This window comes from Baekduia sp. (assembly GCF_035685985.1).
In the GTDB taxonomy this organism is placed as follows: Bacteria; Actinomycetota; Thermoleophilia; order Solirubrobacterales; family Solirubrobacteraceae; genus Baekduia.
Window position 1 is genome coordinate 213,758 of record NZ_DASRZV010000028.1, and the last position, 25,931, is coordinate 239,688.

Below are 25,931 nucleotides of genomic sequence, written 5' to 3' on the forward strand. Positions count from 1 at the left end.
TCTCGATCGAGACGAACACGGCATGAGCGCCCGCAACCGCGAGCTGTTCGCGCTCATCCCGGCGGCGCTGCTGGTCTCGGCGGGCTTCGCCGCGGTCTTCCTGAGCCGCGACGACCTGCTCGGCGGGCTGAGCGGGACCAACGAGGTCTCCAACGTCAGCCTGACCTACGGCGCGATCTTCCTGGGCCTCTGCGTCGCCGCGCACCTCGTGCTGCGCTTCACGCTGCCCAACGCGGACCCGTACCTGTTCCCGCTGGCCGCGCTGCTGGCGTCGTTCGGGCTGGTGGAGATCTACCGGATCGACGACGGGCTGGCGCGCCAGCAGGCGCAGTGGTTCGTGATCGGCCTCGGGCTGTTCGCGGCGACGATCGTCCTGCTGCGCGACTACCGCAAGCTGGAGCGCTACCGCTACCTGATCGCCATCGGCGGCATCTTCCTGCTGCTGCTGCCGCGCGCGTTCACGCCGACCAACGGCGCGTACCTGTCGATCCAGCTCGGCTCGCTGTCGGTGCAGCCGGCGGAGTTCGCCAAGATCGCGATCGTCGTCTTCCTGGCGTCCTACCTGCGCGACACGCGCCAGCTGCTGGTCACCGCGGGCCGCCGCGTCGCCGGCGTCACGATCCCGCCGCTGAAGCACTTCGGCCCGATGCTGGTCATCTGGGGCACGTCGATGATGTTGTTGTTCTACATCCGCGACATCGGCTCGTCGGTGATGTTCTTCGGCGCGTTCCTGGCGATGATCTACGTGGCCACCGACCGTTTGTCGTTCGTGGTCGTCGGTCTGATCACCTTCGGTCTGGGCGCGTACTTCGTCGCGGGGCACATCGGCCACATCGCCGACCGCATCGACGCCTGGCAGGACCCGTTCAGCCCCGACCTCCTGGACCGCGTCTCGGGCGGCAGCTACCAGCTCGCCCAGGGCCTCTGGGCGCAGGCCGACGGCGGCGTGCTCGGCCGCGGCTTCGGCCAGGCGGTGCTGCGGATCCCGGGCTCGACGGATTGCTCGGCGACGATCAACTGCTCGCTGCTGCCCGCCCCGCACACCGACTTCATCTACGCGGTGATCGTCAACGAGCTGGGGCTGGTCGGCGCGGCGGGCCTGTTGTGCGTGTACCTGCTCTTCGTCCAGCGCGGGTTCAAGATCGCGATGCTCGCGCGCGACTCGTTCAGCAAGCTGCTGGCCGCGGGCCTGACGAGCGTCTTCGCGATCCAGGTCTTCGTGATCGTCGGCGGCGTCACCAAGCTGATCCCGCTGACCGGCGTCACGTTGCCGTTCGTCTCCTACGGCGGCTCGTCGGTGCTGGCGAACTTCGTCCTGCTGGCGCTGCTGCTGCTCGTGTCGGACCGCGCGCGCCGCGAGGCCGACGAGGGCGTGCGATGAACAAGCCGATCGGACGCCTCTTCGTCGTCGCGCTGCTGATGTTCGGCGCGCTGCTGGTCTCCACGTCGTGGTGGACGGTCCTGCGCGCCCAGAAGCTCGACGACAACCCGCGCAACGCGCGCGACACGATCCGCGACCAGAAGATCCGGCGCGGCACGATCTACGCCGCCGACGGCTCGGTGATCGCGCGCTCCACGCGCGACGACGAGGGCGTCTACCACCGCTCCTACCCGCAGGGCAAGCGCTTCGGCCATCCGGTCGGGTACGCCTACAGCTCGCCGCCGATCGGCCAGACCGAGCTGGAGCGCTACCGCAACGACGAGCTGACCGGCCAGAAGAACGGGATCACCACCACCTTCGACCAGCTGATCGGCAAGCAGCGCGAGGGCGACGACCTCCGCACGTCGCTGGACCCCAAGGCCCAGCAGACGGCGCTGGACGAGATCGCCCAGGTCGGCTCCTCCGGCGCGGCGGTCGCGCTGGATCCGCGCACCGGCGCGGTCAAGGTGATGGCCTCGACGCCGACCTACAACCCCAACACGATCGCCGAGAAGGGCCAGCTCAGCGCGGCCAACACCGACGAGAAGAACAAGCCGCTGGTCAACCGCGCGGTGCAGTTCGGCGGCGCGCCGGGCTCGACGTTCAAGGTCGTCACCTCGACGGCGGCGATCGACACCGGCGCGTTCTCGCCCGGCTCCACGGTCGACGGCGACAGCGGGCAGAAGTTCTCCGGCGTCCCGCTGGCCAACGACTTCAACGAGGACTTCGGCCAGATCGACCTCAAGACCGCGCTGGCGAAGTCGGTCAACACCGCGTTCGCCAACGTCGGCGAGAAGCTCGGCAAGGCCACCATGAAGAAGTACATGGAGCGCTTCGGCTTCGACGCCAAGCCGCAGCTCGACTACCCCGACGACTCCATGTCGGCCTCCGTGGTGGCCCCCAACCCGCCCGGCCGCGCCGTCCCGCCGACGTCGCGCTACGTCGACGTCGGCCGCATGTCGATCGGCCAGGGCGGGCTGCAGGCCACGCCGCTGCAGATGGCCCAGGTCGCCGCCGCCGTCGCCAACGGCGGCAAGCTGATGCGGCCGCACCTGACCACGCGCGTGATCGACCGCGACGGCCGGACCGTCGACACGATCGAGCCCAAGGTGCAGTCCACCGTCATGAAGCCGTCGACGGCGGCCGCCGTGACCGACATGATGGTGGGCGTGGTGCAGAGCGGCACCGGCACGAAGGCCCAGATCCCGGGCATCCAGGTCGCGGGCAAGACCGGCACGGCCGAGACCGAGTTCGGGACCAAGATCAACGACGTCTGGTTCATCGGCTTCGCCCCGGCGGACAACCCGCGGATCGCGGTGGCCGTGACCGTCAAGGCCGTCACCGGCTTCGGCGGGGACTTCGCCGCGCCGATCGCACGCGACATCATGGAAGAGCTGCTGAAGTGACCGACGTACCGGAAACCTCCACGATCATCGACGGCCGCTACCGGGTCCTGCACCGGGTCGGCTCCGGCGGGATGGCCGACGTCGTCTGCGCGGAGGACCTCCAGCTGGGCCGCAAGGTCGCGATCAAGCTCCTGCACCGGCGCTTCGCCCAGGACGAGGAGTTCGTCGAGCGCTTCCGGCGCGAGGCGTCGTCGGCCGCCGGCCTCCAGCACCCGCACGTCGTCGCCGTCTACGACCGCGGCGCGTGGGACGACACGTACTACATCGCGATGGAGTACCTGGAGGGGCGCACGCTCAAGAAGCTCGTCCAGGACGAGGCGCCGCTGGCGCCGGCGCGCGCGATCGACTTCACGATCCAGATCCTGCGCGCGGCGCGCTTCGCGCACAAGCGCGGGATCATCCACCGCGACCTCAAGCCGCACAACGTCATCGTCGACGGCGAGGGCCGCGCGAAGGTCACCGACTTCGGGATCGCCAAGGCGGGCGCGTCGGACATGACGCAGACCGGCTCGATCATGGGCACCGCGCAGTACCTCTCGCCGGAGCAGGCGCAGGGGCACGCGGTCAGCGCGCCGAGCGACCTGTACTCGATCGGGATCATCCTGTACGAGATGCTCACCGGCCGCGTGCCGTTCGACGGCGAGAGCGCGGTGACGATCGCGCTCAAGCAGGTCGGCGAGGCGCCGGTGCCGCCGTCGCACCTGAACCCGGCGGTTCCGCCGGCGCTGGAGGCGGTCGTGCTCAAGGCGCTGGAGAAGGACCCGGCGCGGCGCTTCGCCGACGCCGACGAGTTCATCGCCGCGCTGGAGGAGGCCGCCCGCGGGATCGTCCCGGCGTCGGCGTTCGGCGCCACCGGCGAGGCCACGCGCGTCCTGCAGGCGACCGGGCCGATGATGCCGTTGCCGCCGCCCGACGCGGCCTACGCGGCCGAGCGCGTGGACCAGCGGTACTACGGCCCGCCGCCGGCGCCCGGCGAGGACGTCGAGCATCCCGAGGACGGCGACGGCCCCGGCAAGTGGTGGATCGCGTTGTTGGTGGGGTTGGTCGTCGCCGGCGCGATCGTCGCCGGGCTGCTGCTGACCGGCAAGGACAAGGTCGGCGTCGTCAACGTGGTCGGCAAGCCGCAGGCGGAGTCCGAGCTGGTGCTCAAGCGCGCCGGGCTGCAGACGTCGGTGACGATGAAGGACTCCGACACGGCGCCCGAGGGCACGGTCACCGGGCAGGATCCGGCGGGCGGCTCGCGCGTGCCGAAGGGCTCGACGGTCACGCTGACCGTCAGCTCCGGCCCCGGCACCGCGCGCGTGCCGGACCTCACGGGCCAGGCGCGCAGCGCGGCGCGCAAGCAGCTCACCGACCTCGGCTTCAAGATCGCCGAGGAGGAGGAGGCCAGCGAGACCGTCACGGAGAACCACGTGATCGGCACGCGGCCCGACGTCGGCACCTTGCTCGACAAGGGCACGCAGGTGACGCTCGTGCTCTCCTCGGGCAAGCAGCGCGTGACGGTCCCGGACGTCGGCGGCCTCTCCGAGGACGAGGCGCGCTCGACGCTCGAGGCGCTCGGCTTCGCCGTCGCCAAGGACGAGCGGGAGACCGACGACGACCAGCAGGTCGGCCGCGTGCTCGAGCAGAGCCCGGCGGCCAAGACGTCGCTGGCCAAGGGCGGCACGGTCACGCTGACGATCGGCAAGGCGCCCGCGGAGATCGACGTCCCGAACGTGGTCGGCCAGGGCCGCCTGGCGGCGTCCGCGGCGCTGAAGAAGGCGGGCTTCAAGGTCCAGACGGTCGCGCAGCCGACGTCCGACCGCTCGCAGGACCTCCATGTGATCAGCCAGAGCCCGGCGTCGGGCAAGGCGAAGAAGGGCGACACGGTGACGATCACCTACGGGCAGTACCAGGCGAGCGGCGGCGGCGGTGGTGGTGGCGGCGGCTCGACGACCGCGCCGGGCAGCACCGCGACCCCGGGCAACACGGAGACCACCGGATGAGGGTCGCGGTCCTCGGCGGGGGGCGCTCCAGCGAGCACGAGGTCTCGCTGACGTCGGCCGCGACGGTGGCCCAGGGCCTGCGCGACGCCGGCCACGACGTGCTGGCGGTCACGCTGGAGCGCGACGGGACGTGGTGGCACGACGGCGAGCAGCTGGCGCTGCACCCGGGCCAGGGCTTCCTGGACGCCGACGTCGTCTTCCCGATCCTGCACGGGCCGTTCGGCGAGGACGGCACGGTCCAGGGGCTGTTGGAGCTGCTGGACGTGCCCTACGTCGGCAGCGGCGTCATGGCCAGCGCGGTCTGCATGGACAAGGTGGTGTTCAAGGACCTGATGGCGCAGGCCGGGATCCCGCAGGTCGCCTACGCGCTGGTCGAGAGAGCCGGCCCCGCCGACCCGCGCCCGTCGCTGGAGCACCTCGGCTACCCGCAGTGGGTCAAGCCCGCGCGGCTGGGGTCGTCGGTCGGGATCGTCCGGGTGGAGCGCCCCGAGGACCTCGACGCCGCGCTGGACGAGGCGTTCTCCCACGACGACCGCGTGATCGTCGAGGCCAACTCCACCGGCTCGGAGATCGAGTCCTCCGTGTTGGGCGACACCCACGCGCCGAAGGTCTCCCAGCCCGGCGAGATCGTCCTGCTGCGCGACGGCTGGTACGACTACGAGGCCAAGTACTCCGAGGGCGGCATGCGCCTCCAGTTCCCGGCGCGCATCTCACCGACCGCCGTCGAGACCCTGCGCGCCACCGCCGCGCGCGCGTTCACCGCCGCCGGCTGCTGCGGCCTGGCCCGCGCCGACTTCTTCGTCGAGGGCGAGACGGTGCTGCTCAACGAGCTGAACACGCTGCCCGGCCAGACGCCGACCTCGGTCTACGGCGTCCTCTGGGAGAACAGCGGGCTGCCCTACCCGGACCTCGTCGACGAGCTGTGCCGCATCGCGGTCGCGCGCTTCGAGCGCGAGCGCGCGCTGCGCCACTAGGCGCCGCGGCGCGACGACGAAGGCGGCGCGACGACGAAGGCGGCGCGACCGAGGTCGCGCGTCGCGCGTCGTCCTCGGCCTGGAGGCGACGGGCGAGGTTGAGCTTGGCGTCGGCCTCGGCGACGAGGTCGGCGTCGGAGGGGTTGTTGTCGTGCTTGCGGCGCAGGGAGGCCAGCGAGGGGAGAGCCGGGAGGGAGGCCATGCCACGGTGATCGGTTGGCCAGCGGGACCCGCGGAGCGTGGGCGTTAGGAGGACGACGCTGGGGTCCCCTCAGCGGGGGAGGGCCCCGGCCGCGCCGGCGATCTCGGCCCACGGGTCGCCGCCGAGGTCGTCCAGCCGCGCGCCGATCGTGCGCAGCGTCCAGCCGTCGGGACGCAGGCCGTCGTCGTCCAGCTCCTCCCAGCGCAGCGGCGTGGCCACCGGCGCGTGGGCGCGCGGGCGCGGCGCGTAGGGCGGGACGACGGTCTGCGCGGGGCCGTTGCGGGCGACGTCCAGGTAGATCCGGTCGTCGCGCTTGTTCTTGTAGAACTCGGTCGTCAGCGCGTCGTCGTGGCGCTCGGCCAACCGCGCCGCGAACGCCCGGGCCCACGCGTGGACGTCCTCGGTCGACCGGGTCCGCCTGATCGGCGTCACGACGTGGATCCCGCGCGACCCGGTCACCATCGCGAACGGCTCCAGGCCCGCGTCGCGCAGCGCCTCGCCGCACAGCCGCGCCGCTGTCCGCACCGCGGCGAAGTCCTCGGTCGACGGGTCGAGGTCGATGACGACCCGGTCGGGGCGGTCCAGCCTGTCGGCGCGCTCGGTGAACACGTGCGGCGTCACGCAGCCCTGCTGGGCCAGCCACTGCAGCGTGCGCCGGTCGTTGGCCAGCACGTGGCGGACGACCCCGTCGCGCTTGGGCACCTCGACCGTCCGCACCCAATCCGGCGCGCCCTTGGGCACCTGCTTCTGGAAGAACCCGCCCTCGTCCACGCTCCCGCGGAAGCGCTGCAGCGACACCGGCCGGTCGCGCACGTGCACGAGCATCACGTCGGCGATCGCGCCCATGTAGTCATACAGGTCGCGCTTGGTGATCCCGTCGTCGGGCCACAGCACCCGCTCGGGGTGCGTCAGCTTCAGCCCCGCGGCTGGAATAGGACGATCTCCGAGATGCCGACCTGCCCGGACGGCGGCAGCTTGTCGATCCAGATCAGGTAATAGCGGAACTTCTGCCCGGCGGTGTCCAGCGGGACCGCGATCGACTTCGAGGTGGCGTCGATGTTCGCGCCGATGTCCTGCCAGCCGTCCAGGTTGGTGGCGTTGGGGTCGACCGAGTTGGCGACGTAGATCTTGCCGGTCCACCCGGTGGTCGTCGTGCGGATCTCGATGCGCTTGCCGACCACGCCCGGCTTGGCGTCGATGTAGATCCCGACGCCGGGCTTGGTGCCGAAGCCGCCGCGGTAGGTCTCGGTCGTCCACGCCGTGCCGGGGTCGCCGTCGAGCACGCGCCCGACGTCGCGGGAGTGCTCGTGGTGGTCGTTGCCGTAGGGGTCGAAGTCGTGCGCGCGCGACTGGCCCAGCGACACCGACTTCACGCCCTGGGCCGGCGCGGAGTTGACCACCGGCCGCTGCTGGGTGCCGCGGTGGGTGTTGTCGGCCAGCAGCAGCACGACCGCGACGACCACCGCCGCGATCACCACCAGCGCCGCGATCAGCCGGACCGGGTGGATCACGCGGGTCGGCAGCCGGCGCTGCGCGCTGGCCGGGAGCGTGCGCAGGACCGCGGTCGCCTCGCCGGTCGACTGCCCGGACCGCTGCGTCTCGATCGCCAGGACCTCCTCGAGGGCGGCGATCAGCGCGCGGTCGTCCGGGTAGCGCTGCTCGGTCTCCTTGGCCGTCGCGCGCTCCAGCACCGCGGCCAGCGCGCTGCTGACCTCCGGCCGCCGGATCCGCACGTCGGGCAGCTGCTCGCGGACGTGCTTCATCGCCACCGCGACCTGGTTGTCGCCCTTGAACGGGACGTCGCCCGTCAGCATCTCGAACAGGACGATGCCCAAGGAGTACAGGTCGCTCTGGCCGGTGACCGGATGGCCCAGCGCCTGCTCGGGCGAGACGTAGTCGGTCGTGCCCAGGACGCGGCCGTCGGCGGTCAGGCCCTCCTGGTCGAGCGTGCGCGCGATCCCGAAGTCGGTGACCTTCGCCGAGCCCTCCTCGTCGACCAGCACGTTCTGGGGCTTGACGTCGCGGTGGACGATCCCGCGGTCGTGCGCGACGCCGAGCGCGCGGGCGATCTCGATCGCGTAGGCGATCGACTCCTGGATCGGCAGCCGCCCGTAGCGCCGGATGCGGTCCTTCAGCGTCTCGCCCTCGACGTACTCGAAGACGATGTACGGCATGTTGTCGTCCTCGCCCGCGTCGATGACCGTGACGATGTGCGGGTGGTTGAGCTGCGCGACCGCTCGCGCCTCGCGCCGGAAGCGCTCCAGCTGGTCGCTGTCGGAGGCGATCTCGCGGTGCATCAGCTTGATCGCCACCTGCCGCTCCAGGACCGTGTCGAAGGCGCGATAGACCGTCGACATCCCTCCCGTTCCGATCTGGGCGTCCAGCCGATACCGGCCGTTGAGCAGCGTGCCGACCTGCGAGCTCACAATTCCTATTGTCCCCGTTCGCCCTAAGTCCGGGATCACCTTTAACGACCCGCGGACCGCTCCCCCACGAGGGAGCGGCCCAGGGCCGGACAGTGAAACGAACGAGCCGCCGCTACTGGAGCAGCTTCAGGACGTTCTGCGGGGCCTGGTTGGCCTGCGAGAGCATCGCGGTGCCGGCCTGCTGCAGGACCTGCATCTTCGTGAGGTTGACCATCTCCTCGGCCATGTCGACGTCGCGGATGCGCGACTCGGCGGAGGTCAGGTTCTCCTGGTAGGCCGCGGAGACCGAGAGCGTGTGGTCGAGGCGGTTCTGGACGGCACCCATCTCGGCGCGGGCGTTGGAGACGGCGGTGATCGCCGTGTCGATCTCCGAGATGTCGGTGTTGTTGCCCGTCGTCAGCGTCGAGTAGGACGTGCCGATGCCGCTGGCGAGGTTCAGGAACGTGATCCCGATCTGCTCGCCATCGTTGGCGCCGACCTGGAAGGACACCGTGGCGCCACCGTTGAGCAGGTGGATGCCGTTGAACTGCGCCTGGGCGCCGATGCGGTCGATCTCGGAGGCCAGCTGGTTGACCTCGTTCTGGATCGAGGTGCGCGCGTTGTCGTCCAGCGAGCCGTTCTTGTACTGCACGGCCAGCTCGCGGATGCGCTGCAGCATGGAGTGGACCTCGTCGAGGTTGCCCTCGGCGGTCTGCACCATGGACACGCCGTCCTGGATGTTCTTCTGGGCCTGTCCGAGGCCGCGGATCTGGGCGCGCATGGACTCGGAGATGCCGAGGCCGGCGGCGTCGTCGGCCGCGCGGTTGATGCGGTAGCCGGAGCTCAAGCGTTCCATCGACTGCGAGATCTTGGCCGTGTTGGCCTGCAGATTCCGCGTGGCGTTCATCGCCTCGATGTTGTGGGTGATGCGAAGGGACATCCTTTGTCGTCCTTTCCTGTCCTTGGAGGGAGTGGTGCGTTGGAGGGAGTTGCGTCTTAGCCGGCGGCTATGACTTCTTGGAGGGCGCCGGGACGTCGTCGGGAAGCTCCGCGACGTCAGACGCTGCGGCGGCACGGTTCTCCGCCTGAACGGCCGCCCAGATCTCCTCCCGGTAGACCGGGATGGACTTCGGGGCGGCGATGCCGATGCGAACGCTCGAACCGGACACCTCGATCACCTCGACCACGACGTCGTCGCCGACCATGATCTTCTCGCCGGGACGGCGGGTGATGATGAGCATCTTTCAGATTCCTCCTTGGATTCCGAGGCTGGGGGTTCGAGCGTAGAGCGGGCTACGCGGCCTTCGTCGAAGGCTCCTCCTGGAGCCCGGCGAAGAGGGGGGCACGGACCGGGGCGTCCGGCACCTGGTTGATCACCTGGTGGCCGGTGTTGCCCACGACGAGGATCGGCGCGCGGAGGTTGGCGCAGAAGTCCTCGAGTGCGGCGGCGGACCGGACGGTCACGTAGACCATCGCGTCCTCGGGGCCGCTGACCCCGAGCCGCTCGGCCTCGTCGTCGGACAGCTCGAGCTCGTAGTCCTCGAAGAACCGCCAGGGGTTCGTCACGGGGACCGCCAGCTCGGGGTCGTCCATCGAGTGCAGCCAGACGAACGCGGACTCCTCGCTGCGGGCGAGGAGGGCGAAGCGCCGGCCGCCGAGGCCGATGAGCCCATTGGGAAATTCGAGCACTGCCTCGGCGGGGATCTGAAGCTCCCCGAAGCGGCTCGACTGGAGCGTTACTGCCATGTGGGAGTCGCCTCCGTGGTTGGGGGTGTTCAGTCCGCCGCTCATGACAGGAATTGCAGGAGGGACGGCTGGATGATCTGCGCGCCGACCTTCAAGGAGGCCTCGTAGGCGGCAGATTGCGTCGTGTAGTTCGAGATGGCCTGGGCGAGATCGAGGCCGGTGAGGTCGTCGATCTTCTGCTTGGTCCCGCTCTCGAGGTCGTCGAGGCGGGACGCGGCCGCCGTGGCCCGGTTGCTCATCGCCCCGATCGCCGAGACGGCGGAGGAGATGGCGGTCTGGTTGGCCTGGATCGCCTTCAGGTCGGTCGTGCCGATCGCCTGGAGGTCCGCGGCCGTGCCCCCGCGCAGATGCGCGGAGAGCTGGGTCAGCGCGTCGAGGATCTTGCCGTCCCCCGTGGCGCTGCCGCTGCCCAAGAGCGCTCCCGCGGTCAAGGGCGTGCTGGTCCCGTCCGTTCCGATGAACGACGGGTTGGTGGAAAGCTGGGTGCCGGCGCCGCCGTCGCGGACGGTCGCGTTGGCGTCGCCCTGGTAGGCGTCGCCGGTCGCGGTCGTGTACGGCGCCTTGTCGGTCGCCGTGCCGGAGAAGACGTAGTCGCCGTCGACCTTCGCGTTGACCGAGTCCTTGACGGACTTGATCAGCTGGTCGATCTCGTCGGCCATCGCGTTGCGGTCGGTCTGGCTGTAGGAGCCGTTGGCGCCGGTCAGCGCGAGCTCGTTGGCGCGCGACAGGACCGAGCGGATCGACTCCAGCGAGGACTCCATCGACGTCAGCCGCGTCTGCACGGCGGCGACGCTGGTCTTGCTCGACTGGATGCCCGACAGCTCCGACTGGCGCAGGCGCTCCTGCGCCGCGGCGACCGGGTTGTCGGACGGCGCGTTGACCGAGCGGCCGGTGGAGATCTGGGTCTGGCTGTCGGCCAGCGACTGGTACCGGGTCTGCAGGTCGTACAGGACCCGGTTGCTGACCATGTTGTTGGTGACGCGCATGGACATGGCCTACATCCCCACCCGTCCGGTCGAGTTGATCAGCGTGTTGAGGATGTCGTCCATCGTCGTCAGCGCTCGCGCCGCGGCCTGGTAGCCGCGCTGGAACTTGATGAGGTTGGACATCTCCTCGTCCATCGAGACGCCGGACACCGACTGGCGCTGCGCGTCGATCGAGGCCAGGACGCTCGTCGCCGTGGCGTTGGCGTTGGTGGCGTTCTTGACGTCGGAGCCGACCGAGCGGACCAGGCCCGCGTAGGCCTGGTCGACCGCGCCGCCGCGCAGGGCGGCGATCGCCGCGGCGACCGAGTTGTCGCCCGCCGCGCCGCCCGCCGTGGTGGCGGTGACCGTCGCGCCGGTGGCGACCGTCGTCATGTCGCTCGCGCCGGTGCCGGAGAAGATCGGGTTGGTGGCCAGCGAGTTGACGCTCGTGATCAGCGACGAGGCCATCGACGACAGCGTCGTGCGGTAGCCGTCGATCTTGCTGACGACGTCCTGCAGGCCGCCGAGCTGGCCGCCGGGCGAGGCGCCCAGCGTCGCCGTCGTCGGCATCGAGACCGTCGACTGCGAGACCAGCGGGGTCGTCGCGCCCGCGAACGACACCTGGATCATGCCCGGGTAGGCCTTGTTGCCGGCGGCGTCGAGCGTCGGGTCGGCGGTGACCGAGACCTGGCCGTACTGCGACAGCTGGTCGAGCAGCTGGTCGCGGCGGTCGAGCAGGTCGTTGGGCTCGGTGCCGGACTGGACGGCGCGGTTGATCTGGTCGTTGAGCTTGGCCAGCTCGGTGGCGATCGGCTTGATCGGGCCGTCGTCCGACAGCATGTCGGAGATCGCCTCGGTGGCCTGCTGGCCGGAGGTCGCCAGGTCGCTGTCGAGCTGCTTGAAGCGCGCGCTCAGCTGGCCCGCCGCGTTGGCGACGGCGTCCTTGTTGACCTGCGAGCTGGGGTTGGCGGCCAGCCCGTCCCACGCGGTCCAGAAGTTGTCGAGCAGCTTGCCGAGGTCGTTGGCCGTGTTGGTGCCGAGCAGGTTCTGCACCGTGGTCAGCCGCTGGGCGGTGACCTGCGACTGCGACGCGGCCATGTTCTGCGCGCGGTACTGGAGATCCAGGAAGCTCTCGCGGATGCGGCGGTAGCTGAGGACGTCGACGCCCTGGCCCAGCTGCGCGCCGGTCCCGTCCTGCTTGGCTCCGGCGTCGATCAGCAGCGACGCCGAGGCGCCGAAGATGACCTGCTGGCGCGTGTAGCCGGCGGTGTTGACGTTGGAGATGTTGTGGGACGTGACGTCGAGCGCGGCCTGGTGGGCCTGGACGCCGCGCAGCGCCGTGTTGAGTCCGCTGAAGGCCGGGATCGTCATGGCCTAGGCCTCGAGGTCCAGGGCGCGGCGGATCCGCACCGGCTGGGCCGCCGGGTCGAGGGTGGCGCGCATCGTGGCGCCCGGCTCGCTGGGCGGCCGGTAGCCGACGTCCTCGCCGTCCACGCCGAGCTGGCGGGTCAGGTGCGACAGGAACGCGAGCTCCTGGCGCATGAGGGCGCGGTTGACGAGGTGCTCGCGCTGGATCTCGGCGAGGAGGCCGCGGAGCTCGGCGCTGCGGCCCTTGGCCGCGAGCGCCTCGTTGGCGTGCAAGAGCTGGGCGAGCGCCTCGAGCGTCACCTGGTGGGCCGGGATGCCGAGGCCGCCGCCGGCCTGCGTGAGCAGGCGGACGCGGTCGCGCTCCAGGCCCGAGCGGCGCTCCATCTCGGCCTGCATCTCGCCGAGGCGGGCGAGGACGGCGTCGACGTCGCGGTTGCGGATCGCGGCGCCCTGGCGCAGGACGGCGTCCAGCAGCCGGCGGGCGGAGGCGATCTGCGTGTCGAGGTGGCGCAGGACGTCGGTGCCGAACGCGGTCGGCGCCTGCGGGGCGAGGGTCGTGGCGCTCACGAGGTCTGCCCCTTGAGGTTCTGGGCGATGGTGCGCGCGAGGCCGAGGCCGCCGGCGCCCATCACCGCGTCGGCCATGACGCCGGGCAGCATCTGCTTGTAGGAGTCGGTGGTCGCGTCCGAGGACTGGTCGTCGTCGCTGCCGCCCGCCGTGGCCGCCTTGGTGGTGTCGGCCATCGTCTGGGTGAGCTGCTCGACGAGCTGGCGCTCGAACTGCAGGCCCGCCTTGTAGTTGTCCTGATCGGTCTTGCTGCCGTTGCGCACGTCGGCGGGCAGCATCGAGTCGTCGATCGGGGAGAGGCCGGAGAGGGTGGACATCACTTCTTCACCTGGTTGGCGATTTCCTGGACCTGGTCCTGGGTGGTGATGGCCTTGGAGGCGAGCTGGAACGCGCGCTGGGCCTCGATCATGTCGGTCATGGCCTGCGCCTCGTCCACGTTGGAGGCCTCCAACGTGCGCTGCGTCAACGTGGTGGACGTGCTCGCCGCGCGGATCGCGCCCGAGCCCTTCGTCGCCACGAAGGTGTTGTCCGGGCCGCCCTTGAGGGCCGCCGGAGCGGGGACATCCACGATCTTGATCTGGCCGAGCGCCTTGCCGGCGAGCGAGACCGTCCCGTCGGTGCGAATGTCGATCGCATCCGTGTTGGCGCCCTGCGGGACCTTGATGGCCGGCTCGAGCAGCTGGCCGCTGTGCAGGGCGAGGCGTCCGTCGGCGGTGACCTGGAGGTTGCCATCGCGCGTCAGCGCCTTCGTGCCGTCGCTCAACTTGACCTGGATGAAGCCCTGGCCGTTGAGCGCGACGTCCAAGGAGCGCCCGGTGCTCTTCATCGCGCCCTGCGCGGAGGAGCGTCCGATGGAGGTCGCGGCCGACCCCGCACCGATCTCGACGCTCTTGTCGGCGCCGAAGCCCTGCGCGCTGTCGTACACGAGGTCGCGGAACGCGACACGGGCCGACTTGTAGCCGGTGGTGTCGACGTTGGCGAGATCCGCCGAGACGGCGTCGAGCCGCGTCTGCTGGGCCGCCATGCCGGCGGCCGCCGTGTACATGCCTTCGAGCACTGTTTACCGGGTCTCCTGGGAAGGAGGGAAATCAGGATCTCCGGCTTCCACCAACGGGTGGTCCAGCCATTCGGTGATCCTCTGTCTCCCCGGTGATCGGCAAGGGCCGAACCGACTTGAGAAGTGGTGGAACATCCGTCCGCTGGAGGACGTCCCGGCCGCCGTCAAACCGCGGCGAGTGCAGGCGTTAGCCCGGGAGGTTGCCGACCTGGCCCGACGCCAGCTGCAGCGTCGAGTCGATCGTCTGGATGGCCTTCTGGCCCGCCTCGTAGGCGCGCAGGGAAGCCATCATGTCGACCATCGTGCGTCCGGCGTCGACGCCGGAGCCCTCGAGGTAGCCCGACTGGACCTCGCCCTTGCCGGCGCCGGCGGTGGCGCCCGTGAAGTACGAGTCACCGGCCTTCTTGACGCCGGTCAGCGCGAAGTTGCCGACCTTGGCGGTGTCGACGGTGCCGTCGGCCTTGACCTGGACCGGGCGGCGATCGGTGCCGAGCACCTTGTTGCCGAGCTGGTCGGTCAGCGTGCCGTCCGCGCCGGCCTTGAACGAGCCGTTGCGGGTGTAGCGGACGCCCTGGGCGGTCTGCACCGCGAAGTAGCCGGGCCCGGCGATGGCCAGGTCCAGCGGCTCGCCGGTGGACTTCAGGGCCTCGGGCGTGAGGTCGGTGACCGTCTTGGTGATGAGCGGGCCGGCGCCCAAGGTGCCGACGACCTCGCCGGTCTTGGTGTTCTCCAACAGCATGTCCTTGAAGGAGTGCTGCTGGGCCTGGTCGGACTTGTAGCCGGGGGTGGCGGCGTTGGCGAGATCGTTGGAGATCTGATCCTGCCGCACCATCTCGGCGACCATGCCGGCGGCGGCGATGTAAAGCCCGCGTTCCATGCCTCCTGGGATGTCGGCGGCGAGACGGCCGACTTGAGGCGCCCGCGCACGTGCGAACCTGTCGGTGGACATGGAAGCGATCCCGATCAGCGCGGTCCTGCTGCGCGGGCTGCTGCCCGACGTCAAGCTCACGCCGGGGACGTTCGTCACGGGGCGCGTGCTGGACCCCAAGACGCTGAACCTGGCGGGCGTCAAGCTCGCCGCGCGGCTGCCCGACGGCGTCGTCCCCGGCCAGGTGCTGCGGATGCAGGTCCAGGAGGCGACCAGCGAGCGCATCCACCTCAAGGTGCTCGAGCCGGGCTCGTCCCTGGCGCGGGCCGCGCAGGCGGCGGAGGCCCCGCAGGTCCCCGCCGACGCCTACCAGGTGGCGCTCCCGGGCGGGATCCTCGCCCAGATCCACGTGCAGGAGCGCGAGCGGGCCGCCGGCCGGAAGGGCGGAGCGCCGGCGACGTCGGTCGTCGTGCGCTACGACTCGCCGACGCTGGGCCGGCTCGACGTCCGCCTGGACGACCGGTCCGCCGCGGTCCACGTCGCGGCCGGCGAGCCGGCGGCGACGGTCGCCGACGCGGCCGCGGCGCTGAGCGACGCCCTGGCGCGCGCGACCGGCAACCCGACGCGGGTCACCGTCCATCCCCGGGGCTTCGACCGCCGTGCCTGAGCCGCCGCGACGATCGGGCCAGCGGCCCAAGCGCGCGACCGCGCTGCGCTACGAGCGCGACCAGGCGGCCGCGCCGCGGGTGATCGCGACGGGGTCGGGCCTGATCGCGGAGCGGATCGTGGAGATCGCGCGCGAGCAGGGCCTGCCGGTGCGCGAGGACCCGGCGCTCGCCGAGGCCCTGGCGCGCCTGGAGCTGGAGCAGGAGATCCCGCCCGAGCTGTTCGTCGCGGTGGCCGAGGTCCTCGTGTGGGCCTACGGCCTGGAGCGCCGCGGGCGCTAGGCCCGCGGCGCGCAGCGCGTCAGCAGCGTCTCGAGCGCGCCCGCGTCCAGCGGGTGGCCGACGTGGTAGCCCTGGCCGTACTCGCAGCCCAGGTCGGTCAGCGCCCGGCGCTGCTCGGGGGTCTCGATCCCCTCGCCGACGACGCGCAGGCCGAGGTTGTGCGCCAGCCCGACGATCGCGCGCACGATCGTGAGGCTCTCGGGCCGGTCGAGCATCGTGGCCACGAACGAGCGGTCGATCTTCAGCGTGTCGCCCGGGAAGTCGTGCAGGACGGTCAGCGACGAGTAGCCGGTGCCGAAGTCGTCGAGCTGGAGGCCGACGCCGAGCGCGAGCAGCTCGGCCAGCACGGCGCGGACCCGCTCGGGGTTCTCGATCAGCGTGCTCTCGGTGATCTCCAGCACGAGGCCGCTCGGCTCCAGGCCCGCCTCGGCGAGCGCCTCGCGGACGACGGTGGCGAAGCCCGCGTCGTCGGTCTGGCGGATCGACACGTTGACGCTGACCGTCACGTCGTCGTCGACGACCCCGCGCGCCCGCCAGTCGGCCAGCGTGTGGCACGCGCGGCGCAGGACCAGCTCGCCGAGCGGCCCGATCAGGCCGGACTCCTCGGCGACAGGGATGAAGTCGCGCGGCGGCACCGGGTCCTCGCCCTCCGGCCAGCGCGCGAGCACCTCCAGGCCGCGCAGGCGCCCGTCGGCGAGGTCCACGATCGGCTGGAACGCCGTGCCGACGCTGCCCGCGTCGATCGCCCGGCGCAGCTTGGCCTCCAGCGACACGCGCTCGACCACGCGCCGGTGCATGCTCGCGTCGAAGACGCGGAAGCGGTCGCCGCCCTCGCCCTTGGCCGCGTACATCGCGATGTCGGCGTTGCGCACCAGCTCCTCGGGCTCGACGGCGTCGGCGAGGTCGTGGGCGATGCCGATGCTCGCCGTGACCGACAGGTCCCGGCGCTCGAGGCGGACCGGGCGGCCGATCGCGGCGGCCACGCGGCGGGCGACGCCCTTGGGCTCCGCCGGGCTGCCGACGCCGTCGAGCAGGACGCAGAACTCGTCGCCGCCGAGGCGCGCGAGCGTGTCGCCCGGGCGGAGCACCGCGTCCACGCGCCGCGCCAGCTCGACCAGCAGGCGGTCGCCGGCGGAGTGGCTGAGGCTGTCGTTGACGAGCTTGAAGCGGTCGAGGTCGAAGTACAGCAGCGCGCAGCCGTAGCCCGGATGGCGGTCGCGGTGGCGCACGCACTGCGCGAGGCGGTCCATGAAGAGCGCGCGGTTGGGCAGCCCGGTCAGGCTGTCGTGCAGCGCGTCGTGGACCAGCCGCTGCTCGGCGACGCGGCGGTCGGTGACGTCCGACAGCGAGCCGGTCATCCGGCGCGCGCCGCCGTCGGGCCCGCGCGTCGTGAGCCCGCGGGCCAGGACCCAGCGCCAGTCGCCGTCGGCGTGGCGGACGCGGTGCTCGTGCTCGAAGTGCGCGTCGTCGCCGGCGAGGTGGTGCCGCAGCTCGCGCTGCAGCTGCCCGGCGTCGTCGGGGTGGACGAGGTCGAACCACGCGGCCGGCCGGCGCGTCGCGAACGTCTCGGCGCCGTAGCCGAGCAGGGTCGTCCAGCGCTCGGAGAAGTGCAGGAGGTCGTCGTCGAGATCCCAGTCCCAGATCGCGTCGTTGGTCGCCCGCACCGCGACGGCGTAGCGCTCCTCGCTGAGACGCAGGTCCTCCATGACGCGGTGGTGGCGGATCGCGTAGCGGATCGTCCGCTCCAGGCTGGGGCCGTCGAGCGTCCCCTTGACGAGGTAGTCGGTGACGCCCAGCTCGGTGGCGCGGAGGTCGACCTCGTAGTCGTCCTGGCCGGTGAGGATGATCACCGGCGCCGACGGCTCGCGCATCCAGGCGTCGCGGACGAGGTCCAGGCCGGTCCGCTCGCCGAGGCGGTAGTCGACGAGGTAGAGGTCGTGCCGGCCGCGGCGGATCGTGTCCAGCGCGGGGCGGTAGTCGCGCTCCCAGTCGAGCTGGAAGGGGAGCTGGCCCGGCTGCTCGAGCAGCGCGCGCGTCAGGACGAAGTCGTCCTCGTCGTCCTCGACCAGGAGGATCCGCAGCGGGTCACTCGGCATCGTCACCGTCCTCGGGCAGCTCGACCAGCTCGAACCAGTAGCGGGCGAGCGTCGTCATCACCTTCGCCAGCTCCTCGAAGGTCACCGGCTTGCTCACGAACGAGTTCACGCCGAGGTCGTAGGTGCGGAAGATGTCCTCCTCGGCCTTGGACGTCGTCAGCACGACCACGGGGATGCGGCGCAGGTCGGGATCGCCCTTGATCTCGGCCAGCGCCTCGCGCCCGTCCTTCTTGGGCATGTTGAGGTCGAGCAGGATCAGGCCGGGGCGCGGCGCCTCCACGCCGCCGGGCGCGTAGACGCCCTCGCCGCGCAGGTACTGCATGAGGTCGTCGCCGTCGACGACGAACCGCATGTCGTTGACGAGCCGCGACCGCCGCAGCGCGTCGGCGGTGAGGACGCGGTCGTCCTCGTCGTCGTCGGCCATGAGGATCGTGATCGACTGCCGCTCGGCGGCCGGATCAGGCGAGGGCATGCGGGACCTCCGGGTGGTCGTCGTTGGGGAAGAGCTGGGTCGGGGCGGGGGCGCCGTCGTCCGGTTGGCGGACCGGGAGTCGGACCGTGAACGTCGCGCCCTCGTTCTCGGCGCCGTCGGCGGTGATCGTGCCGTGGTGGCGCTCGACGATCTTGCGGCAGAGCGCCAGGCCGATCCCGGTGCCGGGGTAGGAGCCGGCGCCGTGCAGGCGCTCGAAGGCGCGGAAGATGCGCGTCGCGAAGCGCGGGTCGAAGCCGAGGCCGTTGTCGGCGACCGTCAGCTCGGCGATGCCGTCGGCCACGTGCGCGTCCACGCGCACGACGGGCGTCACGCCCTCGCGCCGGAACTTCAGCGCGTTGCCGATCAGGTTCAGCAGCAGCTGGCGCATCTGGACCGCGTCGGCCTCGACCTCGGGCAGCGCGCCGACCGTGACCCGCGCGTCGCTCTCGGCGATCGCGATCTCGAGGTCCGACAGCGCCTGGGCGGCGACGTCGTCGAGCGCCACCGGCGCGAACGGGCGGCCCTTGGTCGAGACGCGCGAGAACGCGAGCAGGTCGTCGATCAGCGCGCGCATGCGCCCGGCCGCGTCGCTCATGCGCCGCAGGAAGTCCTGGCCCTGCTCGCTGAGCCGGTCGGCCTCGGTGGCGTTGATCTGCGCGGCGAACGTCTGGACCTTGCGCAGCGGCTCCTGCAGGTCGTGCGAGGCGATCGACGCGAACTGCTCCAGCTCGGCGTTGGAGCGCGCCAACTCGGCCGCGTGGCGCAGCAGCGCGTTGGCGCTCTCCAGCTGCGCGTTGCTCTCCGCGAGCCGGTCGTTGGCCGCCCGCAGCTGCGCGGCCGCACGCATCGCGCGGCGCAGCACCGCGACGAAGCCCAGGGCGGTCAGCCCGAGCGCCGCGAGGATCAGCCACGGCAGCCACTTGCGCCAGCCGGTCACCGAGCTGAACAGCGCCGTGTCGCTGGTGGTCAGCACGACGCGCCACGTGGTGCCGGGCACCGGCGCGGCGACGTAGTGGCGGCCGCCGGCGTAGCCGCCGTCGCGCGCGCCGCCGGCGGCGGCGGCCAGGCCGCGCCCGGGGACGGTCCGTCCCATCGCGGTCGCCGGGTCGCGCGCGCCGACCACGCGGCCGTGCGCGTCGAGCACGTAGGCCGTGCCCGACCGCGTCGGGATGCGCGCCAGGTAGGCGTTCAGGAACGTGGAGAGCGCGCTGATCGGCGCGACCTCGACCAGCACGCGGCGGCCGTGGGGCGTGGCGAAGCCGGCCGCGAGGTCGACCAGCGGCGCGGCGGCCGGGCCGTCGGCGACGTCGCCGAAGGCCACCGGCGCGCCGCCCAGCGCCGCGCGGACCGCGGACGAGCCGCGCAGCCGCGCGCGGTCGGCGTCCGTCAGCCCCGATGACGCGGCCAGCACGGCGCCGTGCGCGTCCAGCAGCGCGGCGGCGGCCACGTGGCCGCGGGCGGCGGTGCGGTCCAGCGTGGCGTCGTCGACGCGCGCGCCGCCGTACTGGCGCGCGTTCTCCGCGGGGGCGCCCGCCGAGGCGACGACCGCCTGCATCAGGGCCGAGACGATCTCGGCGCGCTCCTGGAAGCGCGCGACCGACCGCGACCGCGAGTTGGTCTGCGTCGCGTGCAACTGCATGGCGAACAGGACCAGGATCGCGACGACCGCGATGCCTGCCCCGGTGCTGATGACGTCGATGCGACGGCCGTCCAGGCCGGACCGCCGCTCTGATGCTGCTTTCCCAGACATTTCTGCCCCCCTTGTTGGGCAAAGCCGATCTGCTCGGCGTTCCCAATCGGCAGAAAAGGCGGCCACCTTGAGCAGGTTGACCGCCTTTTGCAGGAATAGGGAGCTTCAGGGGGGCGTCCCACCCCCTGATCGGACGGCCCCCCGCAGAGCCGGCGATCGGGTGGCGGCGCGTGCGCCGCGGGGCTAGGCGACGGCCTGGAAGAGCGGCGCGTCGTCGTCCAGCACGGAGCGCAGCGTCTTCTTGAGCTGGCCGTGGATCTGGCAGACGCGGGACTCGCTGACGCCGAGGATCTCGCCGATCTCGGCCAGCGTCATGTTCTTGACGTAGAGCAGGACCGCGACCTCGCGCTCACGCTGCGGCAGGCGGGAGAAGGCCTCGCGGAACTTGTCCTTGGCCTGCTCCTTGGCGGCGGCGTGCAGCGGGTCGGCCGACACGTCGGTCGAGGCGATCGTGTCGATGCGCTCGATCGTCGTCTCGTCGTCGGAGAGCACCAGCGTGTTCAGCGACGTGAGGTCCGACTGCGTGATCTCGTCGCGGCGCTTGCGCAGCTCGGCGACCGTGGTGCCCATCGACTCCGCCAGCTCGGGCTGGGTCGGGCGACGGCCGTGCAGCGTGGTGAACTCGTCGGCGGCGCGCTCGATGTCGCGCTCCCAACGGCGGACGGAGCGCGGGGCCCAGTCCTGGCGGCGCAGCTCGTCGAGCACGGCGCCGTGGATGCGCGTCCAGGCGTACTGCTCCAGCGTGGCGCCCTTGGCCGGGTCGTAGCGCTCGATCGACTGGATCAGCGCCTCCAGGCCGCAGGAGATGAAGTCCTCGACCTCGCAGCGGGCCGGCATCTCGCGGACCTTCTTGTAGACGATGTACTTGACCAGGGGGGCGAAGGTCAGCACGAGACGATCGCGGACGGCGCGATCGTTGGTCCGGCGGTACTCCTTCCACAGCGCGAGCGTGTCCTCGGAGGAGAGGCGGCGCTTGGAGGTTTGTGCGGTGGCGAGGCTCATGACGACGGGGCTCCTTGGTGCGGGGGGACGCTGGAGTTATCGGGACGGCCCCGAACGTTCCGTATCCCCACTGTCTGGTATCGGGCCGGTGGACATGCGGCCAGACACGACCTCCCCAGAACTGGGTAGGCGGCCGGTCGAACCTGCATCGAGCGCGTTCAAACCTGTGCATGGGTGACGATCGGGCTTGACACGCGCCCGCACGTACGCGTGAGGGCCGACCGCCGGCGGACACGGCGCGCTCGCGGCCGGACGTCGCCCTCAACTCGAATCGTCGGTGGCCGAACGTACGGAGTGGCGACTCCCTCCCGTCGCCCTCCGCCCCCTCCAAGGAGCCCTCAGCACCCATGGCGCTTCGCCTTGTCGCGCCGGTCGACGGACCGGCACCCCAGTCTTCCGCTCCGAGCACGGGCGCGGCCGCCGTCGCGCAGGTCACCAACCGCGCGGCGTCGCTGCTGGCCGCCCACGACCTCGCGGGCTGGCGCGCGCTGACCACGGCCGCCGCGCGGCTGAGCGAGCACAACGACCGCTACCTGGCGCGGCGCCTGCTGATCGAGTCGATCCTGCGCCACCGCGCGGCCTCCGACACCAAGAACGCCGAGCAGCTGGCCGCCGGCGCGCTGGCCGGCGTCGAGATGCTCGAGGACGAGCCCCGCGAGCCGGTGCTGCTGAACCTGACCGGCGTCCTGCTCTACGAGCTCGGCGCGCTCGTCGGCGCCGAGGCGCTCTTCCGCGCCGCCCAGCGCCTGGACGGCGAGCTGCCCGACGTCCACAACAACCTCAAGGCGTGCAAGGCCCGGCGCAAGGCCGGCCTGACCACGCCGCAGGGCCTGCCGCCGCAGGTGCTGCGCCTGCTGCGCACGCTCGGCCCGCGCGCCCAGAAGGCCGCGCAGAAGGCCGTGCCCGCCACCGACCAGACGGTGTCGCTGTGCATGATCGTCAAGGACGAGGAGGCGATGCTCCCGCGCTGCCTGGCGGCCGTCGCCGAGCACGTCGACGAGCTGATCGTCGTGGACACCGGCTCGACCGATCGCACGGTCGCGATCGCCGAGTCCTTCGGCGCGACGATCCTCCACCACGAGTGGGACGGCGACTTCAGCGCCGCGCGCAACGTCGGCCTCGACGCCGCGACCTGCGACTGGCTGATGTACCTGGACGCCGACGAGGTGCTGGTCGAGGGCGAGGGCCCGCGCCTGCGCGAGCTGCTCGGCCACACCTGGCGCGAGGGCATCTTCCTCACCGAGTCCAACCACGTCGGCGAGCTGCAGGACGGCGTGGCCGTCCAGCACGCCGCGCTGCGCCTCTTCAAGAACCGCCCCGACTACCGCTTCGAGGGCCGCGTCCACGAGCAGTTCGCGCACCGGCTGCCCGCGCTGGCCGAGCGCGTCGAGTACACGCAGGTCCGCGTCGAGCACTTCGGCTACCTGGGCGCCGTCCGCGACGCCAAGGAGAAGTCGCGCCGCAACCTCGAGCTGCTCGAGCGCCAGATCGCCGAGGGCGTCGACACGCCGTTCCTGCACTTCAACCTCGGCTCCGAGCGCGCCGCCGCCGGCGACGTCGCCGGCTCGCTGACCCACCTCCAGCGCGCCTGGGACAAGGTCGCCGACGACCCCGAGCGCCTGGAGCTCGGCTACTTCCCGTCGCTGTGCTCGCGCCTGGTCAAGGCGCTGAACGCCAACGGCCGCCACGACGAGGCGGTCGCCAAGGCCGACGAGGTCCTGGGCCTGCTGCCCGGCTTCACCGACGTCGTCCTGGAGCAGGCGCTGGCCGCCCGCGCGACCGGCGACCGCGAGACCGCGCTGGCCCGCTTCGAGCGGTGCGTCGAGATGGGCGACGCTCCCGCGCGCTACAGCGCGACGGTCGGCGCCGGCACCTACCACGCCCGCAACCTGATGGCCGAGACGCTGATCGCCGCCGGCCGCCTGGACGAGGCCGAGGCGCAGCTGCGCCACGTCCTGGAGCACCACCCGGCGTTCGTCGGCGCGGTCGAGCCCTACGCCCGCGTCCTGCTGCGCGGCGGCACGCCCGCGGCGGACGTCGCCGTGCGCGTCGCCGAGCTGGTGCCCGAGCCGACGCCGGCGCAGCGCTTCCTGCTCGCCGTCCCGTTCTACGAGGCCGCCGCGCTGGACGAGGCCGAGGCGCAGCTGCGCCTCGTGCTCGACGCCCAGCCCGGCGCGCACGCCGCGCGCGTCGCGCTCGCCGAGGCCCGCCTCTCGCGCGGCGACTTCGCGGGCGCCGTCGAGCAGGCCGCCGCGGTGCCCGTCGACGCGCCGCACGCGCCGTCCGCCGCCCAGACGCTGACCTTCGCCCGCCTGGCCGGCGGTGCCGCCGACGCCGACCTCGACGCCGCCTTCGCCTACGCGAGCCAGGCCGGCCTCGGCCCGGCCCAGCTCGCCGCGCTGAGCGCGTGGCGTGGGGGTCCGACGGCTCCGGCCGTCGTGCCCGCCGGCGCCGCGCCGCTGGTCGCCGTCATGCTCGAGGCGCTCGCCCGCCTGGAGCGCTTCGACGAGTTCGAGGCGCTGGCCGGCGTGGTCGAGCGGCTCGACCTGCCGTGGCGCGAGCAGCGCGAGCTGCTGGCCGGCGTCTACCACCGCCGCGGCTTCCTGGAGTCCGCCGCCCGCGAGTGGATCGGCGTCGCCGAGCGCCTCGGCGCGCCGGACGAGCGCGCGCTGCGCGGCCTCGCCGACCTCGCCGACGCCCAGGGCCTGCACGACGACGCGCGGCTGATGCGCGCCGAGGCCGAGAACCTCGCCGCCCTGGCCGCGGCCTGACCCGACGCGTCCGATGGGCTGTCCCGCCACACGTCCGCTCGACGATCCGACGATCGGCCGAACGTCCATGCCGCACCTCAAGGCCCTTTCCGGCACACCGATGACCGGAGGGACGAGAGCAGGCGGCTCAGGGACGAGCCGGCCGGACAGCGAAAGGACGCACATGGACATCGACGCGACACGACGGATCGGCATCTCCGCCGTTCCCCAGCCGAGCACGGCCCAGGAGGCCGCGCCGGCTGGCGAGTTCGCGCGGGTGTTCGACCTCGCGGAGGCCCGGCGCCGTCGCATGACCGGGCCCGAGCGCATCCCGGACGAGGTCTGGGACGACATCACGCGCGCCGCGCAGCTCGCCGACGACCTGTCGGACCGCGGCCAGAGCGTGCGCTTCGACACGCATCGCCTCACCAACCGTGTGGTGGCCTCGCTCGTCGACGACGACGGCCGCGTGCTGCGGCCCGTCTCGCTCGGCGAGCTCCTGGGCACCGAACCCGACCCGGCGCCAGCCGCGTAGGAGGGGACGCATGGCCGGAATCCAGATGAGCGGGCTCGTCTCGGGCATCGACACCGCCTCGATCATCGATCAGCTGATGACGATCGAGAAGATCCCGCGGACGAAGATCACCAACGACCAGGCCGCGACGACCAAGAAGCAGAGCCTGCTTCAGGACATCTCGACCAAGCTGACGTCGCTGCGCTTCGCCAACGACGACCTCAAGTCGGCGCTGACGTGGCTCGACACCCAGTCGGTCGAGTCCGCGGACACCTCGAAGTTCACGGTCACCCGCACCGGCGGCGCCGCGCCCGGCGGCTACGACGTGTCGGTCAACCAGCTGGCCACGGCCGAGCGCCAGACCTACGGCTTCGTCTCGCCGACCGCCGACGGCACGCTGGACATCGCCAACGCCGACGGCACCGCGCGCGTCAGCGTCAACGTCAAGGCGGGCGCCGACCTCGACACGGTCGTCGGGGCGATCAACTCCAACTCGAAGTCCGGCCTCTACGCGGTCAACGTCAACGGCAGCCTGGTCCTCAGCTCCAAGACCACCGGCGACAGCAGCGGCTTCGCGGTCAGCGGTGCCGGCGTGGGCGACCAGACCGAGCGCGTCGCGGGCCTGAACGCCAAGGTCACGATCAACGGCAAGACCTACGAGCGCCAGACCAACACGATCACCGACGCCATGCCCGGCGTCACGATCACGCTGAAGGGCAAGACCAGCGGCACCGACACCGTCGGCCTGACCGTCGGCTCGCCCGGTCCCGACAAGGACGCGATCGTCAGCAAGGTCAAGGCGTTCATCACCGCCTACAACGACGTCGTCACCGCGACGCGCGCCGACCTCACCGACGCGCGGGTCGTCAACGCCTCGACGTCCGACGACGTCCAGAAGGGCACGCTGTTCGGCGACTCGGGCCTGTCGACGATGCTGTCGCAGTTCCGCACGACGCTGTCGACCGCGCTCGACGGGCTGGCGAAGCCGTACCAGTCGATGACCGACATCGGCGTCACCACCGGCGCGGCGTCGGCGACGCTCAACCAGGACTCGCTGGACGGCAAGCTCACGCTCGACGAGGACAAGCTGCGCGCGGCGCTGGACGCCGACCCGCAGTCGGTCCGGACGCTGCTGGGCGGCACGTCGGGCACCAACGGCTTCTCGCAGGCCTTCGCCTCGATCCTCTCCAACTACCAGGGGTCGAACGGCCTGATCCAGGCCCGGATCGCCTCGGCGACGACCGACCTCACCGACCTGAAGACCAAGCTCACGAACTTCGACGCGCGGATGGACGCCAAGCAGGCGCTCCTGCAGAAGCAGTTCACCGCGATGGAGACGGCGCTGCAGTCGTCGAACTCCGCGGGGTCGAGCCTGGCGTCGTACCTCAACTCCTCTTCGTCCTAGCCGCACGTCCCTCCTCGAGACCTGGAAGTCCC

At 71.8% G+C, this 25,931-nt stretch carries 24 protein-coding genes; 9 read left to right on the forward strand and 15 right to left on the reverse strand.

All coding sequences use genetic code 11. The features are described from left to right. Nucleotides 1–22 precede the first annotated feature (22 nt). The 4 genes from VFG42_RS18710 to VFG42_RS18725 are packed head-to-tail and all read left to right on the forward strand — an operon-like array spanning nucleotide 23 to nucleotide 5,785. Nucleotides 23–1,381: an FtsW/RodA/SpoVE family cell cycle protein gene (locus VFG42_RS18710; RefSeq protein ID WP_324910291.1), complete on the forward strand. Its 1,359-nt coding sequence runs from the start codon at nucleotides 23–25 to the stop codon at nucleotides 1,379–1,381. Then, nucleotides 1,378–2,826, forward strand: a complete 1,449-nt coding sequence (locus VFG42_RS18715; RefSeq protein WP_324910292.1) for a penicillin-binding protein 2 — start codon at nucleotides 1,378–1,380, stop codon at nucleotides 2,824–2,826. Before VFG42_RS18710 ends, VFG42_RS18715 begins: the two co-directional genes overlap by 4 nt. Next, a complete protein-coding gene (gene pknB, locus VFG42_RS18720; RefSeq protein WP_324910293.1) occupies nucleotides 2,823–4,811 on the forward strand; it encodes a Stk1 family PASTA domain-containing Ser/Thr kinase in 1,989 nt (662 codons plus the stop codon). The genes VFG42_RS18715 and pknB overlap by 4 nt, the downstream gene beginning before the upstream one ends. Further along, nucleotides 4,808–5,785 (forward strand): D-alanine--D-alanine ligase family protein, encoded by a 978-nt coding sequence (locus VFG42_RS18725; RefSeq protein WP_324910294.1) that lies wholly within the window; start codon nucleotides 4,808–4,810, stop codon nucleotides 5,783–5,785. The genes pknB and VFG42_RS18725 overlap by 4 nt, the downstream gene beginning before the upstream one ends. A 271-nt stretch (nucleotides 5,786–6,056) precedes the next feature. On the opposite strand, the gene ligD is transcribed toward VFG42_RS18725, so the two are convergent. From ligD to VFG42_RS18780, 11 genes are all read right to left on the reverse strand, one after another. Then, a complete protein-coding gene (ligD, locus tag VFG42_RS18730) occupies nucleotides 6,057–6,881 on the reverse strand; it encodes a non-homologous end-joining DNA ligase (protein ID WP_324910295.1) in 825 nt (274 codons plus the stop codon). 20 nt (nucleotides 6,882–6,901) lie between these two features. Next, complete coding sequence (locus tag VFG42_RS18735) at nucleotides 6,902–8,413, reverse strand: protein kinase domain-containing protein (protein WP_324910296.1); 1,512 nt, start codon at nucleotides 8,411–8,413, stop codon at nucleotides 6,902–6,904. Nucleotides 8,414–8,525: 112 nt separating this feature from the next. After that, nucleotides 8,526–9,332, reverse strand: coding sequence for a flagellin (locus tag VFG42_RS18740; protein WP_324910297.1), 807 nt, complete (start codon nucleotides 9,330–9,332; stop codon nucleotides 8,526–8,528). Between the two features lie 67 nt (nucleotides 9,333–9,399). Continuing rightward, nucleotides 9,400–9,633: a carbon storage regulator CsrA gene (gene csrA, locus VFG42_RS18745; RefSeq protein WP_324910298.1), complete on the reverse strand. Its 234-nt coding sequence runs from the start codon at nucleotides 9,631–9,633 to the stop codon at nucleotides 9,400–9,402. A gap of 52 nt (nucleotides 9,634–9,685) precedes the next feature. Then, entirely contained in the window at nucleotides 9,686–10,138 is a 453-nt protein-coding gene (fliW, locus tag VFG42_RS18750; protein WP_324910299.1) for a flagellar assembly protein FliW, read from the reverse strand. A gap of 41 nt (nucleotides 10,139–10,179) precedes the next feature. Then, on the reverse strand, nucleotides 10,180–11,130 hold the full coding sequence (gene flgL / locus VFG42_RS18755; protein ID WP_324910300.1) for a flagellar hook-associated protein FlgL: 951 nt from the start codon (nucleotides 11,128–11,130) through the stop codon (nucleotides 10,180–10,182). 3 nt (nucleotides 11,131–11,133) lie between these two features. Next, entirely contained in the window at nucleotides 11,134–12,474 is a 1,341-nt protein-coding gene (flgK, locus tag VFG42_RS18760; RefSeq protein ID WP_324910301.1) for a flagellar hook-associated protein FlgK, read from the reverse strand. A gap of 3 nt (nucleotides 12,475–12,477) precedes the next feature. Beyond that, nucleotides 12,478–13,038, reverse strand: coding sequence for a flagellar export chaperone FlgN (gene flgN / locus VFG42_RS18765; protein ID WP_324910302.1), 561 nt, complete (start codon nucleotides 13,036–13,038; stop codon nucleotides 12,478–12,480). After that, complete coding sequence (locus tag VFG42_RS18770; protein ID WP_324910303.1) at nucleotides 13,035–13,355, reverse strand: hypothetical protein; 321 nt, start codon at nucleotides 13,353–13,355, stop codon at nucleotides 13,035–13,037. Before VFG42_RS18770 ends, flgN begins: the two co-directional genes overlap by 4 nt. Beyond that, entirely contained in the window at nucleotides 13,355–14,083 is a 729-nt protein-coding gene (locus VFG42_RS18775; protein WP_324910304.1) for a flagellar hook-basal body protein, read from the reverse strand. The genes VFG42_RS18770 and VFG42_RS18775 overlap by 1 nt, the downstream gene beginning before the upstream one ends. Nucleotides 14,084–14,282: 199 nt before the next feature. Further along, nucleotides 14,283–14,972 (reverse strand): flagellar hook-basal body protein, encoded by a 690-nt coding sequence (locus VFG42_RS18780; protein WP_324910305.1) that lies wholly within the window; start codon nucleotides 14,970–14,972, stop codon nucleotides 14,283–14,285. Between the two features lie 70 nt (nucleotides 14,973–15,042). Between VFG42_RS18780 and VFG42_RS18785 the strand changes: the two genes are divergently transcribed. After that, nucleotides 15,043–15,630 (forward strand): hypothetical protein, encoded by a 588-nt coding sequence (locus VFG42_RS18785; RefSeq protein ID WP_324910306.1) that lies wholly within the window; start codon nucleotides 15,043–15,045, stop codon nucleotides 15,628–15,630. After that, entirely contained in the window at nucleotides 15,623–15,910 is a 288-nt protein-coding gene (locus VFG42_RS18790; protein WP_324910307.1) for an EscU/YscU/HrcU family type III secretion system export apparatus switch protein, read from the forward strand. Before VFG42_RS18785 ends, VFG42_RS18790 begins: the two co-directional genes overlap by 8 nt. Here the strand turns inward: VFG42_RS18790 and VFG42_RS18795 are convergent. From VFG42_RS18795 to VFG42_RS18810, 4 genes are all read right to left on the reverse strand, one after another. Next, nucleotides 15,907–18,006, reverse strand: coding sequence for a putative bifunctional diguanylate cyclase/phosphodiesterase (locus VFG42_RS18795; protein ID WP_324910308.1), 2,100 nt, complete (start codon nucleotides 18,004–18,006; stop codon nucleotides 15,907–15,909). The two genes, VFG42_RS18790 and VFG42_RS18795, sit on opposite strands and share 4 nt — an antisense overlap. Then, nucleotides 17,996–18,478 carry a response regulator gene (locus tag VFG42_RS18800; RefSeq protein WP_324910309.1) on the reverse strand — a complete coding sequence of 161 codons (483 nt, stop codon included), beginning with the start codon at nucleotides 18,476–18,478 and terminating at the stop codon, nucleotides 17,996–17,998. The genes VFG42_RS18795 and VFG42_RS18800 overlap by 11 nt, the downstream gene beginning before the upstream one ends. Next, nucleotides 18,465–20,228 (reverse strand): sensor histidine kinase, encoded by a 1,764-nt coding sequence (locus VFG42_RS18805; protein ID WP_324910310.1) that lies wholly within the window; start codon nucleotides 20,226–20,228, stop codon nucleotides 18,465–18,467. The genes VFG42_RS18800 and VFG42_RS18805 overlap by 14 nt, the downstream gene beginning before the upstream one ends. A gap of 183 nt (nucleotides 20,229–20,411) precedes the next feature. Then, the gene (locus VFG42_RS18810) at nucleotides 20,412–21,230 is read right to left on the reverse strand and encodes a FliA/WhiG family RNA polymerase sigma factor (protein ID WP_324910311.1); all 819 of its coding nucleotides are present in this window, start codon (nucleotides 21,228–21,230) and stop codon (nucleotides 20,412–20,414) included. 347 nt (nucleotides 21,231–21,577) lie between these two features. Here VFG42_RS18810 and VFG42_RS18815 point away from each other — a divergent pair, with 347 nt between their 5' ends. The 3 genes from VFG42_RS18815 (at nucleotide 21,578) to fliD (ending at nucleotide 25,899) form a co-directional block, all read left to right on the forward strand. Then, nucleotides 21,578–24,001, forward strand: coding sequence for a tetratricopeptide repeat-containing glycosyltransferase family 2 protein (locus VFG42_RS18815; RefSeq protein ID WP_324910312.1), 2,424 nt, complete (start codon nucleotides 21,578–21,580; stop codon nucleotides 23,999–24,001). A gap of 67 nt (nucleotides 24,002–24,068) precedes the next feature. Then, nucleotides 24,069–24,515 carry a hypothetical protein gene (locus VFG42_RS18820; RefSeq protein ID WP_324910313.1) on the forward strand — a complete coding sequence of 149 codons (447 nt, stop codon included), beginning with the start codon at nucleotides 24,069–24,071 and terminating at the stop codon, nucleotides 24,513–24,515. Between the two features lie 10 nt (nucleotides 24,516–24,525). Further along, nucleotides 24,526–25,899, forward strand: coding sequence for a flagellar filament capping protein FliD (gene fliD / locus VFG42_RS18825; RefSeq protein ID WP_324910314.1), 1,374 nt, complete (start codon nucleotides 24,526–24,528; stop codon nucleotides 25,897–25,899). The last annotated feature ends 32 nt before the right edge of the window (nucleotides 25,900–25,931 follow it).